The sequence below is a fragment of the Methylobacterium nigriterrae genome (assembly GCF_037106235.1).
GTDB classification, from domain to species: domain Bacteria; phylum Pseudomonadota; class Alphaproteobacteria; order Rhizobiales; family Beijerinckiaceae; genus Methylobacterium; species Methylobacterium nigriterrae.
Window position 1 is genome coordinate 1 of the sequence record NZ_JBAWTG010000112.1, and the last position, 14,815, is coordinate 14,815.

Sequence of the window (14,815 nt, forward strand, 5' to 3'; positions counted from 1 at the left end):
GCCGATGTCGCGCAGGGCCGCCTCCAGCTCGTCCGGGCTGAGGAGCCGTTGGTTCTCGTCGGCGAGGGGGGTCGGGAAGGCTGCGTTCATGGCGTGTCCAGGTCGGGGCGGGAACCGCATTTCTGCTCGGGGCCCCATCCGGTACTTTGATCCAAATCAAGGCCGACGCGTGTCGCGTTATCGAGAAGGGCCACGAGGCGGCGGACATTCCGAGAGGCGGCCTTCTCGACAAGGGCATCGCGACGGGTAGCCTGGGAACTGCACGTCGGAACTGAGGCCGGTTACCTCAGGCCAGGGATGCCACACGCGTTCTGCCAAGCCCGCAGAGGAGCAGTGAGATGCTCACCCGCAGCATCGCCGACCACATCAAGGGCCACTCCCTCCACAGCGTTCCTTTTTAACTCGACGGTGGCCGATGCCTGCCGGCGCTTGCGGGAGCACGGCGTCGGGGCTCTCGCGGTTCTCGACGGCACGAGGCTGGTCGGCATCATCAGCGAGCGTGACGTGACCGGGCGCGTCATCGCCGCCCATCGGGATCCGATGCTTACGCTCGTTCGCGGGGCGATGACGCGCGCCCCGAGGACGCTCCCGGCGCACGCGAGCTTGGTCGACACGCTCCAGCTCATGCTCGAGGGCCGCCACCGTCACCTGCCCGTGATGCAGGGCGAAGAGGTGATCGGCATACTCTCGTTACGGGACATCCCAACCGAGTATGGCTTCATGTACCAACGCTCTCGGGAAGCGAACGAGGTCTTGCCCTTCGGCTGAGCACGTCCGGGTAGGCCATGCCCGAGCCTTGCCGCGCGTTCGACCGCCGCGGTCAGTCGCGATCAAGTGCGGGAGACGGCGCTCTCGCTTCGGCCGTCCGGCCTCGGCCCGCACCATCCGTTCGTGACGTCCGTTCGGTTGAGCCAGATCAAGGCAGTGTCCCCGGCCGGGAGCTAATCGGAAACGAAGTCAGGATTGATGTCACTATGTCCACATCCACGGGACCCGTGCTGGTCGTCGACGACGACGAAGCGGTCCGGCACTCGATGAAATTCATTCTTGAGCTCGAAGGACTCGACGTGCGCCTCTACGAGGACGGCTCCCACCTGCTAGGCGAGGTCGCTCTGCCCGCGGCGGGTTGTCTCGTGGTGGACTACCACATGCCCGGGATGGACGGCGTCGAACTCGTCGGCCGGCTACGCGGTCGCCAAGTCGACCTGCCGGTCATCCTGATCACCGGCCGATGCACCCAGGCCCTGCGGACGCGTGCGGCGCGTGCCGGCGTTCGCCAAGTCGTCGAGAAGCCGTTCGAGGATGGATCGCTGCTGGATGGCATACGTGACGCTCTCGCAGCGCCTTCCCTGGTTCGCTCGCCGACGCTTACGTAGAACCCCTTAAGAGAAGCATCGGAATTTCGCGGTCGGCGCACGCGGCGTAGCCCAGAGCTCACGTCGCGCACCGCACCGAGATTCCCATGCAGACAGTCCTCGCCAATGATGGCCTCCTTCCCGCCCTCGGGACCGGGTTCCTCGACCAGGCTCCGGTGCTCCGTCCCGCCGCGGAGCCGAGGCTCGGCACGCGCCGCACCTACGAAGCCGACGCGGAGGTGTTCGCCGAGGGAGACCGCTCCGCCTTCTACAAGGTCGTCTCGGGCGCGGCGCGGACCTACAAGCTTCTGTCCGACGGCCGGCGCCAGATCGACGCGTTCCACCTGCCGGGCGACATCTTCGGCGTCGAGGCCGGCGAGGAGCACCGGTTCAGCGCGGAAGCCGTGACCGACACGAAACTGGTCGTCTACCGCCGGGAGCGTGGCGCGCTCACGAGCGACGACGGCAGTCTGGCCCGCGAGGTCGTGTCTGCCATGATGCGCTCGCTTGAGCGGGCGCAGGATCACATGATGCTGCTGGGGCGGAAATCGGCCAAGGAGCGGATCGCCAGCTTCCTTTTGGGACTCTCGGAACGGGTGGCGCAGCAGGGAACGTCCCTGGATCTGCCGATGTCGCGGGCCGACATCGCCGACCATCTCGGTCTTACGGTGGAGAGCGTCTCGCGCGCCGTGACTCAGCTGGAGCGGGACGGTCTGATCGAGCTGCCCCCCAACCGCCGCGCCGTCGTCCTGCGGAACGCGGCTGCCCTTCGCCATATCGCGGCCTGAGAGAAGGCGTCCGATCTGAGCCAGTCCGGGAAGGCCATAGCCGATGGCGGTGGACATCTCGGTCCTACGGCTCCCCTCAAGACGGCGAAGGACGTCGCGGATGGGCGAGAACTGAAGGTAAGCGTGGAGCGGCACGAAGTTCTTCCTCGCTCACGTCCGCGGGCGGCGAGGCTCCGCTCCAAGGCGCCGAGGATGTTTCCTGGCACCTGGCCCGCCATGGCGCCCAGTCACTACCCACCGCCTGAACGCGGTCGCTGGGGAGACCGCCGACGAGATCCTGCGCTTCGTCCAGCGGCAGAATACGGATTTGATCGTCATGGGTGCTGCGGCCACTCGCTGGTGCGCGCTTGGATGTTCGGGGGAGTGACCCACCAGACCCTACAGGCGACGCCCGTCTGCTGCCTGACGAGCCACGGATGCTGCGCGTCATCCGGACCGGAGCCCTCACGCTGCTCGCGCTCGCCTGGACAGAACTCGCCTCGGCCTGGTACGGCCCGGTCGCGCGGAGGCCCCTTGCTCAGACGAATTGCGCCCGCTGCTACGCGGTGGGCAAAGTCGGGCCAAGCCACGCGCAGGAGGCGCCGCCTTTCCGGCAGCTTCACACTCGCTATCCCGCCGAGGACTTGGCTGAGGCGCCGGTCGAAAGCATCCAGGCATCCCCGAGTTCCAGTCCGCGCCTGATCAGGTCGGCGCTCTCATTGCCTACCTCAAGTCGGTGGAGCGCTGAGGCTTCGTCTCAGTTAGCGGCAAGGTCCTCTAGCCTCGGCACGTCGAGCAGACGCGCGCCGCCGGGCACGAGCAGGATCGCATGGGCACGGTCGAGGCGAGTTAGCATGCGGCTGACCGTCTCGATGGTGAGGCCGAGGTAATCGGCCATGTCTTGGCGCCCCATCGGAAGCTCGACCGTGACAGAGGCGTGCCCGGTGCGAGCGTAGCGCTCGCGCAGGCCGAGCAGGAAGGCGGCGACCTTCTCCTGGGCCGTGCGTCGGCCTAGCAGCAGCATCTGATCCTGCGCCAGCGTGAGCTCGTAACCGGCCCTCTCGTGCAGGCTCCTGAGTAGGTGCGGCTTGGCTTCGACCACGCTGGTGAAGTCCCGCCGCTCGAAGCGGCAGGTCTTCACCGCCGTGAGCGCCTCGGCCGAGACTGAGTGGCGCTCCTGCAGAGCAAGGCCGAGGAAGTCTCCGGGCAGTGCGAAGCCCATCACCTGGCGACGCCCGTCGGGTAGGAGGCGCGAGAGCCGCAGCGATCCTTCGATGACGTTGAAGACGGCGTTGGCTGGCTCGTCCTGAGCGAACAGGGCGTGGCCCTTGTCGAGGCTGAGGTGCTGGCTGAGCGCCTCCATCTCCTCTAGCTCCGAGAGCGCCAGGGTCGAGCAGACGCTGATGAGCCGGACCTTGCAATCCTCGCAGCCATTCTCCGACCGTCTGTGATGGCAGGCATGCACGGACGCCTCGCGAGAACCCGTATCGACCAGCATGCCAACTCTCCCGGAGAGCGGCCGGCGACGTTGCCGGCCAAGGGAGCGACGCGCCCCACTTGTCGAGGATGGCGTGCGGCGACGGTGGCGCATTGATCCAACGCAATCCGCGATACGTCGGTCAGGAGGAGACCGTGCCTGCGAGGCCCCTGCAAGGTTCTGGACCTCCGCAAGCGTGGCCGTGAACATCGGCTCGGCGACTTCCGTCAGATTGACGATACCTGCCAAGCCCGGCACGCCGCTGTGCGCGCTGTAAGCCTCGGCCTTCGCGCGTTGCGAGGTGACCCGGCCGGTCAACGGGATCCATCCATCCTGAACCTCGTGTTCAGCACGCCAGAGGGCCCGACGTCGTCACACAGGCCTGCCTTGAGGAAGGCCCGGCGGACAGCGAACCGACACGGTGTGGAGCACAGTCACTTCTTAAGTGTCTTGAGGTAGGCAATCACGTCATCGACTTGCCCCGGGTCCAGGCTGAACTCCGGCATCGAGGGGTGACCGGTGGTGATACCCTCGGCCAGTGCTTCCGCGAGATTTTCGACCGGATAGCGCTCATGGAGCGTCCGAAACGGAGGAGCCTCTGCAAGGGGGCTGCCTCCGGCTCGCCCGACAGCATGACAGCGCGCGCAGTTGGCTTGCAAGAAGGCGTAGCCGCGTTGCGCATGTGGTTCGAGCGCCTGCGCTGCAGGCTGATGCAGGAGAAGGGCCATGGCCAGCACGGCCGAGGCGAGTTCGACACAACGCTGCTTCATCCGAGTTTCCCTGCTTGGGTGAGCCTATCGGTGTGCGACCGCGAGTGCGTCCGTCACGCTCGATCGAAACCGCACCTGGGGTGGTTTGACGCCATGCGTCAGCAGGACACGCCGGATCGGCGGACGGGCGCCCGCGATGTAGATGGCCGCTCCCTGCCGCCGCGCCTTGCGCATAAACCCCTCGATCGTGGCAGCCGCCGTCGAGTCCAGGAGCGGCACGGCCGAGAAATCGATGACGTAAGCCTTGGGGTGTTCACCGATGCGGTCGAGGGCATCTCTCACGGCATCCGCGGCGCCGAAGAAGAACGCGCCGGAAATCCGGCAAACGACGACGTCCGGATCGCTTGCGACGCGTGCGTCGTAGGGAACCCGGCCGCCCCGCCCTGCAGCTGCCGCATCGGACAAATCCTCCTCAATCATCGGCTGTGGACGCTCGACATCGACCGCCTGCGCCATGCGATGCAGGAACAGGAGAGCACCAAGTCCAAAGCCAACCAGAATGCCCTCGGTCAGATCGCGAAACACGACGAGCAGGAACGTCGCCAGCAGCACTACTGCGTCGCCGCGCGAGGCACGGATCAGGGTCGCGAACTCATGTTTCTCGGCCATGCTTGCCTAGGCCCGGCTCTTACTCCGCCGAATCTGTGGGGATACTGGTCCGGCCATAAACGAGGCGCCAGCCGCCTCTTTCGCCTCAATATAGGAGTTCCGCGAAGCTCATTTCTCAACCGATTCCGGCACCGCCCGTTCGGCAGCCTGGAAGCCGATCTTTGAATGCGTGCCATCGCAGAACGGCTTGGTCGAGGATGCGCCGCAACGGCAAAGCGCCGCCTTGTCCTGTACGGCGTAAAGGTTGCCGTCGGCGTCCACCAATTCAATCGCGCCAGAAACGGAATAGGGTCCGTTTCGTCTCACGGTGATCTTCACATCGGCCATCGGACCTCTCCACGCTGCCTCCATGGCACCCATCATAGACCCATTGTTCGCCCGAGAGGAGGCGACCCGCCGTCGTAACGAAGATCGAGCATGACATGATCTGCGAGGGACTGGAACAAATGAGCCGAGAGGCGATCCAGATCGCTCAAGGACCTCAAGCCGGGACGGCTTGCCTCGTCCCGGCGTGTGGACGTCTTCTGGTTGCTTCGACGCAATATGGCGGGGTGTGACCCACCTCGCCTGCGTCTCGGCCTCGGGCCTGCGGCCCTCGGTGGCGAAATTCTCCGCCCCCTGTCAAGGACCCTTCCTAATATAACTTTTTAGCAGGTGCCCTTAACTGGGGGAGGGAAGAGAATAGCATCCGTCGCCTACTGCGCCGGATCTGCGACAATGCTAGCCAGCCCCTTGAATGAGAGACCAATGGACCGCTTCGGCCGAGCCGAAACAGCTTTCCATACCAGGCCCTTGCAGGCAGGATGAAGCCGCCTGCTTCAGCCTACTCGGCAGGCTCAAGCGCCCTCTTACGGCTGCGTCCTTTGGCCGGTGTCTCAATTCTTGCCGAGGCCGGGGTGCTTGCCGGAGCCTTCTTGCGACCGCCACGGCTCTTCGGAGTTTCAGACAGAGTCTCTGGCTTACTGGCTGCCTTCGTGGCCGCGCTGCGACGCTGCTGGCCGAGGCCCAGGCTCTTAGCGAGAGACGACCGCTGTTCCGAATAGGAGGCTGCCACCATCGGGTAATCACGAGGCAGTCCATGCTTCTCCCGGTATGCCTCGGGCGTCAGGCCACGGATCGTGAGATGGCGGCGCAGCGTCTTGTACGGCTTCCCGTCCTCGAAGCTGATCAGAGCGTTGGCCGTGATTGACTTCTTGATCTGGGCCGGCGTGAGCTTTACCACCGCCGGTTCGCTTGACGCTCCAGCTTGTCCGAGTCCAGTCAGCGCCGAGTGAACCTGAGCGATCAGAGCCGGGATTTCGGCGGCAGATACGTGGTTGTTCGAGAGGTATGCGGCGACGATGTCGCTTGTGAGTTCGAGGTGATTGTCCTGGGATGCTTCGCCAGTTTCATTCATATTAACCTCCGCCATGAAGATCTGCACGATCTGTGGCGCCTCTACAAAAACCGCAAGTGGCAGACTGGTGATAAGACGAATTTTGAACGAAATTTATGCAAAGCATGCTGAAAAAGTCGCTTCTTCAGCCCCGATGGCCTTGGTTCGACTCATTGGTGATGATGCTCGCAGTCGTTTTAAAAGGGGCGGGCGGCGGCTCCCACAATCCGGTCGCCGGCCTTGGTCCGGGACGTTCCGTGGGCCTGAAGTGGAACCCGTTCTTATGAGTCCGCCGCCCGTCTGCCGTCGTCGTTCCACGCAAGCAAACCCTATCGAACCGGATCGAGGAGATTGCGTGCGCTGATTACAGGCAATAGCAGGAACCCGAGCCAAGGAACAGGAGGAGCAAACCACAGGACAATGGCGAGCCAAATAAGTGGAGGCAAGTCGGGTTGCTTTCTCCTTATCGCACTTCCGATGCTCGGCGTGAAGGTGCTGGGGTTTATACTCCAAAATTGGTATTGTAGGCTGAATACAGAGAAATTTGCGAATCTGCCTTCGTACCCCCACATCGGAAGGGAAGAGGCACATGTCTGGCTACCCAAGTCGAGAGACTTGAGGAGGTTAGTTCGGTTTAGGCGGTGAGCTTCCTCTACAGACGCCCAGCCTTCATGCTCCTCTGTGATGACTTCCTTACTCACAGACTCGATTGTTCCTAACGCTGCGCCTCGCCTTCCGGGAGGCCAGCTTTACGCAAGCCCTCGATGATGCGCTGGTATTCGGCAAGGAACGTCGGATTTCTTGACCAGTCAGCGTGCACCCACTTCTGGACGGTGTATCCGGGCATGAGATTCAGTATCTGCTTTACGGCCTCTTGGGCGTCCTCGTTCCGCCCCAACCATGCATAAGCCGCGGCGAGGTCGACGTAGGCGGCCCAGTACGGGGTATGCTCCACCGATCTATTGCACCACTCTAGCGTCTTCTCCCAATGCCCGAGGTGAGTATGCGCATGACATATGTAATACTCCCACGCGCTCATGGAAGTGTCCTTCGGACTGAGGCGCATCGCCCTTTCAACAAGCTCGAATAAATCTTTAGCCCTTCCAGCCCATAGATTTGTTATGCCGGCAAGCGCGTAGGCGATGGACATATTCTGGTCGTACTCGATTGCGATCTTTACCTCGCGAAGCCCTCTCTCGAACTCTTTGCTTGTTCTCAACACTTCTGAAAGAACGTAATGCGCCATCGGGCTTTGTGGGCGAGCCTCTAATCCTTCCAATGCGAGTCTCTTCGCGAGGGATGTGTCGGTATCGATATCTTGACTTGCCCAAATATTAATTTGCTGCGCAATTGCTCGGGCAAGCCCTATTTTTGATTGAGGGTTCTCAGAGTCAATTTGAAGGCTTCGCTCAAAATGAGTGCGGGCTTCGGCCGAATTGGCTTTTGTCCTCGGCCTATTCAAGGCTGCCCATCCACGCATGGCGAGATCGGCGGCTGTCGGATTGTCAGGGCGCTCACGAAGAGCCCGCAGGCTCTCGGCCTCGGTCAGTTGGACATCTAGCGACCGGGCGAGCCGGGCCACGAACTCCACCTGCAACTCGCCCAGTCGGCTGCGCTCTCCCTCGAAGCGGTCTGCCCAGATGTGGGCCCCTGTCTCGGCTGAGATCAACTGCGCATTCAGCACCCCCCGCTCGCCGGTGCGACGGACGCTGCCCTCCAGCACGTAGCGGACACCCAGGTCACGCCCGACCTGCTTCACGTCGACCGCCTTGCCCTTGTAGGTGAAGGCCGTGTTGCGGGCGATGACGAAGCTGCCCGCCAGATGTGACAGGTCGGTGGTCAGATCTTCCGTGAGCCCGTCAGCGAAGAAGTCCTGCTCCGGGTCATTGCTGAGGTTAGCAAAAGGCAGCACCACAAGGGAGAGGCCCGGCACCGGCTTGGGCGTGCTGCTCGCCTGTAATGCGGCACCGGTTTGGGCATCAGGTGCCTTGTGAGTGGACCAGGACCACCAGCCCAGCCCGCCCGCCACAAGAAGAGTCGCAACGCCGGCGGTCAGCAGGAGGCGCTTCGAGGCCGGCCTATGGCGTGCAGGTCGACCTGCGGTGCCGGCCGGATCCGCCAGATGCTCCTCTGGCTCGTCCTCGGCCACCTGTACCGGAAGAGCCTGTATGGCGGCAGCCGAGAGGCCGAACACGCCGATGGGACGGGCGATGTTCTTCAGTTCCCGCTTGCCCAGATCCTCGAAGCGGTAGGACAGCTTGTCTCGGACCTGATCGTGGACTGAGCGGGAGATGCACAGACCGCCGGGCTCGGCCAGTGGCTCGAGGCGGGCCGCCACGTTGACACCGTCGCCGTACAGATCACCGTCCGTCTCCGCCACCACATCGCCGACGTTGATGCCGAAGCGCAGTCGGAATTGCCGGTCCGGAGGCAGACCGACGTCCCGGGTCAGCATGGCACGCTGGATCTGGACAGCGCAGGTGACGGCTCGCAACGGGCTCGGGAACTCGACCAGGAGCCCATCGCCCATGGTCTTGACGATCCGTCCATGAGCAGCGGCTATGCTGGGGTCGAGGACCTCCCGGCGCAGTGCCTTCAGGCGCCGCAGGGTTCCCGCCTCGTCCGCACCCATGAGGCGGCTGTAGCCCACGATGTCGGCGACCATGATGGCTGCCAGACGACGTTCTGCGCCGACCTTGTGCATGCCCCCTCCTGAGCGAACTGTGATGATCGCTCACGCTTCTTTGCTCTTGAACTCTAACACAGCGGGTGACCAGGCGGTACGGTCCTGCTGCCACATGTGACTGTGCCGTTCAGCACAGATTTATCGTTGCGGCCCAGCCACTTTTAACTAATCGAACAGCTTGAGAGGCAAGGCTGAAGCTGCTGCTCTGCAGTTCACCTCCCTCATCTGACGTATTGATCCGCCATCAACGTTGTTGAATTGTACGCCGCAGTTATAGCTCCTGCAGTCGGAGCGCTGAGATCGACCCATGGAAAGCTCGACGTCTTCACTGTCATGTCCCTTCATTCAGCGGCTGGTCGCTGCTCTGGCCGAGGATTTGTCAGACTCACCACGTCAGCAGGATGAAATGTTGCTTAAGCTCCTACTGGCCCTGGAGTTGGAAGCAGAAGATGGTGGCGCAGCGGAAGCGTCGCAGATTGTAATTGCCCGCGCGCTTCGGCTGGCGGGCATAGCCGCCTGCAAATCGGCATCTTTGGCGGCGGCCCGCCGCTGAGCAAACCCAATGCTGCGTCAGGGTTCAGAGGCGTCCAACACCCGCCTCGCCAAGCTGGAGGGATTGTTCTCGGCCGAGGGTAGGTCAGCAGGGCGGACCGGCATCGGCAAGGGAGAGGCGCCATGCGGCCACGGACACCACGACCGGACTCGCTACACAGTGTCACGGCTCTGGAGATCCTCGGAGCCTTTGATCCCTAGCATGGTGAGGCCGGGGTTCCGTTCAAGGATCTGGAAGCGTCCGCACGATCCCGGCTGCCGTTCCGGGCCCTGGCGGACGCCCTCAATGCCCTGGTCGCTGAAGGAGCGGTTATGCGTGTCTGCGAGAAACCTGCTCGGCTCAGGATCACCGGCGCCGGGCGGGTCCAACTCGACGCGTACAGATCCTAAGCAGGTGCCGACCTGCGGGGCCGCCGAGTGCAGGCAGCCCTCTTCCGATCTCGATAGTTGAGGTTTCCAGCATCACCCGCTTCTAGCCTACCCAACAGGGTGCGGAGAACTACGTAGCGGTTGGTAAGGAGGCTCGCCATGGAATCGGACGACGTCACTTCTCAGCCACAACCCCAGGACGATCCACTCGTCGAGCAGGCCGCCCAGATCGTGTCGGCGTACGTGACCCGCAACCATGTAGCGGCTGGAGAACTTCCCGGTCTGATCCGAGCCGTCCATACCTCGCTCCTTGAGCTCTCTCAGCCTACGGCCGCAACCACTGAGCCCGAAGTCGAGAAGCCGACGGCTTCGCAGATCCGGAAGTCGATCACGCCGGACGCGCTGATTAGCTTCATCGACGGCAAGCCGTACAAGACGCTGAAGCGCCACCTGACCGGCCACGGGCTCGACCCTTACAGCTACCGGGCCCGCTTCGGCCTGCCGGCCGACTACCCGATGGTGGCCGCCAACTACGCCGCCCAACGTTCCGAACTCGCCAAAGCTATCGGGCTTGGACGAGCGGGCGTTCCGGCCGAGGCCGGGCAGAGCAGGGGCCAAGGCCGGAGCCGGAAGTAGGCCACCCAATTACCTGTCGCCGCCTTGCTGCATGGCTCGGCCAGTCCGGCATTTTCTATCTACCTTTAACAAATGCGGATGGCTCCGCCGCCATCATGGTCAAGGTTCGGCGTCGAATTTTGCCAGGGGGCGGCAATGTACGATCACGAGAAGATTCCCGTTTGGGTGCGCCGGCAGATGCAGCGGCGCTTGGACAGCGGGGGCGACGTGAGAACGATCCGGCAGGTTGCCAAGGCGGCCAGCCTGAAATCGCGAAGAGTGCAGGGCGCTACGTCGGCTGAGCCCACCGCTTCGACTGTCGGCAGCAACGTCGTCCCATTCCCGCTGCCAAGCACGCTGCTGGAGACACCCACCGACAGAGAAGCTTGCTGAGTACGGCCGCTCTGCGTGTGGGGTGATCATCCGCCCCACAGGCGTGGCCGCTCATCTCCACGTGCCTCCACGTCGGGGGGCAGCGTACCTAGGCCGCTGGCTCTCCATGATGCACGAGAGCCTGCGGGCTGATGAGCCGGAAGCCGCCTGCATTAGCCTTGGCCCGAGTTGAGATGGCGTTTCGGTCGAGGTCGCCCTTCAGGGTCTGCGCAAGGTCCTCGGTGAACACCGGATCCCCGATGTATCAGGAATGCGACGGATCTCCGATGATGTCTGTATTGTCCGCCGTCAGCGCTCCTGAGACAGATTGAGGGTCTTCACGAACGGAGGATGACTGGTTCATCGTAGCCACAGGAGCGAAGATGAAGCAGACATCTGGACCGGCGCGGAAGCCGGCAGAAGCCGTGATCAAGGACATCCGCCGCGCCACGCGCCGGCAGTTCTCGGCTGAGGAGAAGATCCGCATCGTGCTGGAAGGCCTGCGCGGGGAGGACAGCATCGCCGAGCTGTGCCGGCGCGAAGGTATCGCCTCCTCGATGTACTACGGCTGGTCCAAGGAGTTCCTGGAAGCCGGGAAGAAGCGGCTGGCCGGCGACACGGCCAGGGCCGCCACGGCTGATGAGGTCAAGGAGCTGCGCCGCGAGGCGGGTGTGCTGAAGGAGGTTGTGGCCGATCTCGTCCTGGAGAACCGCCTGCTGAAAAAAAGCATGAGCGGGGCTGGGGGCGACGAGGCATGAGGTACCCGGCCCCTGAGAAGCTGGAGATCATCCGGCTGGTCGACCAATCCCACCTGCCGGTCCGCAGGACCCTGGAGAAGCTCGGCATCCCGCGCGCCACCTTCTACCGCTGGTACGACGCCTACCAACGCGGCGGCCCCGAGGCTCTGGTCGATCGCCCCTCGCGACCGAGCCGGGTCTGGAACCGCCTGCCGGCCGAGGTCCGCGAGCAGATCGTCGCTCTCGCGCTGGAAGAGCCGGAACTCAGCCCGCGCGAGCTGGCCGTGCGCTTCACCGACGAGCGGCGCTACTTCGTCTCGGAAGCCACCGTCTACCGTCTGCTCAAAGCTCAGGACCTGATCACCAGCCCGGCCTACATCGTCGTCAAGGCAGCGGAAGCGTTCCGCGACAAGACCACCGCGCCCAACCAGCTCTGGCAGACGGACTTCACCTATCTGAAGGTTGTCGGCTGGGGCTGGTACTACCTGTCGACGGTGCTGGATGACTTCTCGCGCTACATCGTAGCCTGGAAGCTCTGTGCGACGATGCAGGTCGGTGACATCACCACCACACTCGACCTCGCGCTTACGGCAGCCAGGCTCGACCACGTGCAGGTGGTGCATCGGCCACGGCTGCTCACCGACAACGGATCGAGCTACGTCGCTGGCGATCTCGCCACATGGCTCGGCAGCCGGGGCATGACCCATATCCGCGGCGCGCCGCATCATCCGCAGACGCAGGGCAAGATCGAGCGCTGGCACCAGACGCTCAAGAACCGCATCCTGCTCGAACACGCCTACCTGCCCGGGGAGCTGGAGGCGCGGGTCGCCGCCTTCGTCGAGCACTACAACCATGTCCGGGCTCACGAGAGCCTGGGCAACCTCACCCCGGCCGACGTCTACTTCGGCCGTGGCGAGGCCATCCTGCGCGAGCGAGCGCGGATCAAGCGCCAGACCCTCATGGATCGCCGCTTGCGCCACCACGCGCGGGCTGCCTAACGTCCCACCCCAGGTGGACCAGAGCCTCCGTTCCTGAGCGCCCCAACTCGTCTCAAATCATCTGACGACGGACACCTGCGCTGAATGCGTGGCCGTTCCATTGGGCTCTTTGACGGGCGGCGCACGCGCATTCCAAATCGCACGAGCACCCGCTTGGACCGGCTTCTCGGCGGGCCCGGAGCGTTCCGCACGGGCAAGCCCTATTGGAACGTCAGGCAAGCGGCCCGCGGAGTAGGCGTCTAGCGCATACGGCGATTGCTGACCGGCTCCATGCCAGCCTTCTTGATCGCTGCCGTGGTGTGATCGGAAGCCAGGAACTCCGTTAGCCGCTTCGCTTCGTCCGGATGGCGTGAGGTGTTGACGATCGCCGCCGTGAACACCTGGACAAGTTGCACGTCCTCAGGGAGCGGACCCACAAGCTCGACGTTAGGCTGGTTCACCAACTCGCTGACGGGCCCGAGAGCGAGATCTGACCCGCCAGCTGCCAACATCGATGTGGAGTCGATCCCCCGGGGCACGACCTTCAAAGACACCTTGTCGGCGATCCCAAGCCTCGGGAACACCACGTTCTTCAGGAACTGACCGCTGGTGCTCTCGGGCATGCTGACCGTCCGTGCATGGAGAAGGCTCCGCTTGAGCGCATCAACGCTGCTGATGTCGGGTTTCGGGCTTCCCTGGCGCACTGCTGCAGCGAGGGGCACACGCGCCAGTTCTGTATCCGAGCCGCCGACAATCCGGCCCGCCGCGACAAGCTCGTCCAGACCCTCCCTGGAGAGGATGACCACATCGGCGTGCACACCGCGCTCAAGCTGAGACCTGATGGTTTTTGGACCCGCTCCCTGGGACGAGCCGGACAACGTGGTGACGGCAATGCCCGTGTCGCGCTCGAACTCAGGGAGAACCTCCTGATACGCCAGGGAGAAACCGCCCGAGATCATGACGGTGATCTCTGCCGTCGCATGACCTGGAAATGCCATGAGTGCCACCCCGAAGCTGAATGCCAATCTGGCCATGAAACGTGTCAGCATCGTCCGTACCTTCTTGTGCCTCACGGGGGGAGGCGCATCGTGAGAGAAGCAGGGTGAAGCCATGGTCCTTCGACATCGGCGGCCGGGACGGTTGCTGACCTCCCTGTTCCTCGGCGTACTCGCCCTTCTCGCCTCTCTGCCAGAGGATGGAGCCATGGCCCAGGACCCTCCTCCTGAACTCGTGCGCGAGATCGCGCCGACAGGAACGCTGCGGGCCGCCATCAACTACGGCAACGTCGTGCTTGCCCAGAAGGGGACAGACGGGGAGCCCAGTGGCGTCTCGGCAGCACTGGCCCGCGAACTCGGCCGCCGGTTGAACGTGCCCGTCGCCTTTACAACCTTCGACACCGCCGGCGCGGTCGTTGATGCTCTGGCCGGTCCGAAGCCATGGGACATGGCCTTCCTGGCGATCGACCCGCATCGCGCCGAGACGATCGCCTTCAGCCCACCCTACGTGATCATCGAAGGGACCTACATGGTCCCCGCTGGATCGCCGATCACGCAGAATGATCAGGTTGACCGGCCGGGCGTGCGGATCGCGGTCGGTCGCAACACGGCCTACGACCTTTACCTGGGTCGCCATCTCAAGGCTGCCGAGCGCGTCTTCGCGCCGACCTCGCTCGACGCCGTCATGGTGTTCGCGCGGGATCATCTGGAGGCTGTCGCCTCCGTGCGGCAGCCGCTCGAAGCCTATGCGCGGGAGCATCCGGACGTTCGCGTCCTCCCGGGCCGGTTCATGGTGATCGAACAGGCCGTCGCCATACCTCGGGGACGAGAGAAAGCGGCTGCCTACATGAGCCAGTTCATCGAGGAGATGAAGGCCTCAGGCTTCGTTGCGGAGGCCCTGACGAACAGCGGACAGCGCGACGCTGCAGTCGCTCCGAAATCGCGCGTCCCATAGCGCCCACCTGCAGTTCCGTATGTTTCCCAGAGGGTTGAGGCCGCCTGCTAGGCATGTCTGGTTCCGTAAAACCCAATCCGCGAGCGGCGCCTCATAGGAGCCGCGGGGCCCGTTACGCCTCGTCTGCACCTCCTCGTAGAGAGCGCGGCTCAGACCGAATATAGGGCAAGCCTTCGTTAGGTTTCATTCAGTACCAATGTGCCA

Annotated in this window: 13 protein-coding genes and 2 pseudogenes; 8 read left to right on the plus strand and 7 right to left on the minus strand. The window is 63.7% G+C overall.

The genetic code is table 11. From position 1 onward, the window contains the following. Positions 1-429 precede the first annotated feature (429 nt). The 4 genes and pseudogenes from WDW90_RS29085 (at position 430) to WDW90_RS29100 (ending at position 2,870) form a co-directional block, all read left to right on the plus strand. Positions 430-768, plus strand: a complete 339-nt coding sequence (locus WDW90_RS29085; RefSeq protein ID WP_336490984.1) for a CBS domain-containing protein — start codon at positions 430-432, stop codon at positions 766-768. Positions 769-995: 227 nt separating this feature from the next. Beyond that, positions 996-1,376, plus strand: a complete 381-nt coding sequence (locus WDW90_RS29090; RefSeq protein ID WP_336490985.1) for a response regulator transcription factor — start codon at positions 996-998, stop codon at positions 1,374-1,376. An 86-nt stretch (positions 1,377-1,462) separates the two neighbouring features. Further along, positions 1,463-2,143: a helix-turn-helix domain-containing protein gene (locus WDW90_RS29095; RefSeq protein WP_336490986.1), complete on the plus strand. Its 681-nt coding sequence runs from the start codon at positions 1,463-1,465 to the stop codon at positions 2,141-2,143. A gap of 416 nt (positions 2,144-2,559) precedes the next feature. After that, positions 2,560-2,870: pseudogene (locus WDW90_RS29100) on the plus strand (c-type cytochrome). Positions 2,871-2,879: 9 nt separating this feature from the next. Here WDW90_RS29100 and WDW90_RS29105 read toward each other — a convergent pair. The 6 genes and pseudogenes from WDW90_RS29105 to WDW90_RS29130 form a co-directional block, all read right to left on the minus strand. Then, positions 2,880-3,620, minus strand: a complete 741-nt coding sequence (locus tag WDW90_RS29105) for a cyclic nucleotide-binding domain-containing protein (RefSeq protein ID WP_336490987.1) — start codon at positions 3,618-3,620, stop codon at positions 2,880-2,882. Between the two features lie 413 nt (positions 3,621-4,033). Continuing rightward, entirely contained in the window at positions 4,034-4,327 is a 294-nt protein-coding gene (locus tag WDW90_RS29110; protein ID WP_336490995.1) for a c-type cytochrome, read from the minus strand. Between the two features lie 66 nt (positions 4,328-4,393). Further along, positions 4,394-4,981, minus strand: a pseudogene (locus WDW90_RS29115) (STAS domain-containing protein); the annotation flags it as partial. Between the two features lie 105 nt (positions 4,982-5,086). After that, the gene (locus WDW90_RS29120; protein WP_336490988.1) at positions 5,087-5,305 is read right to left on the minus strand and encodes a CDGSH iron-sulfur domain-containing protein; all 219 of its coding nucleotides are present in this window, start codon (positions 5,303-5,305) and stop codon (positions 5,087-5,089) included. A 496-nt stretch (positions 5,306-5,801) separates the two neighbouring features. Next, entirely contained in the window at positions 5,802-6,374 is a 573-nt protein-coding gene (locus WDW90_RS29125) for a Ros/MucR family transcriptional regulator (RefSeq protein WP_336490996.1), read from the minus strand. A gap of 694 nt (positions 6,375-7,068) precedes the next feature. Further along, entirely contained in the window at positions 7,069-9,057 is a 1,989-nt protein-coding gene (locus WDW90_RS29130) for an adenylate/guanylate cyclase domain-containing protein (RefSeq protein ID WP_336490989.1), read from the minus strand. Positions 9,058-9,346: 289 nt separating this feature from the next. Between WDW90_RS29130 and WDW90_RS29135 the strand changes: the two genes are divergently transcribed. The 3 genes from WDW90_RS29135 (at position 9,347) to WDW90_RS29145 (ending at position 12,682) form a co-directional block, all read left to right on the plus strand. Next, positions 9,347-9,592, plus strand: a complete 246-nt coding sequence (locus tag WDW90_RS29135) for a hypothetical protein (RefSeq protein ID WP_336490990.1) — start codon at positions 9,347-9,349, stop codon at positions 9,590-9,592. Between the two features lie 527 nt (positions 9,593-10,119). Continuing rightward, a complete protein-coding gene (locus WDW90_RS29140) occupies positions 10,120-10,596 on the plus strand; it encodes a Ros/MucR family transcriptional regulator (RefSeq protein WP_336490991.1) in 477 nt (158 codons plus the stop codon). Positions 10,597-11,330: 734 nt separating this feature from the next. After that, positions 11,331-12,682 (plus strand): IS3 family transposase gene (locus WDW90_RS29145; RefSeq protein ID WP_336490992.1). Its coding sequence is split into 2 segments (ribosomal slippage): positions 11,331-11,667 and positions 11,667-12,682, totalling 1,353 coding nucleotides; the frame shifts between segments, so codons are not numbered across the junction. Between the two features lie 239 nt (positions 12,683-12,921). Here the strand turns inward: WDW90_RS29145 and WDW90_RS29150 are convergent. Continuing rightward, the gene (locus WDW90_RS29150; protein WP_336490993.1) at positions 12,922-13,710 is read right to left on the minus strand and encodes a substrate-binding domain-containing protein; all 789 of its coding nucleotides are present in this window, start codon (positions 13,708-13,710) and stop codon (positions 12,922-12,924) included. Between the two features lie 154 nt (positions 13,711-13,864). Here WDW90_RS29150 and WDW90_RS29155 point away from each other — a divergent pair, with 154 nt between their 5' ends. Continuing rightward, a complete protein-coding gene (locus tag WDW90_RS29155; RefSeq protein WP_336490994.1) occupies positions 13,865-14,611 on the plus strand; it encodes an ABC transporter substrate-binding protein in 747 nt (248 codons plus the stop codon). The last annotated feature ends 204 nt before the right edge of the window (positions 14,612-14,815 follow it).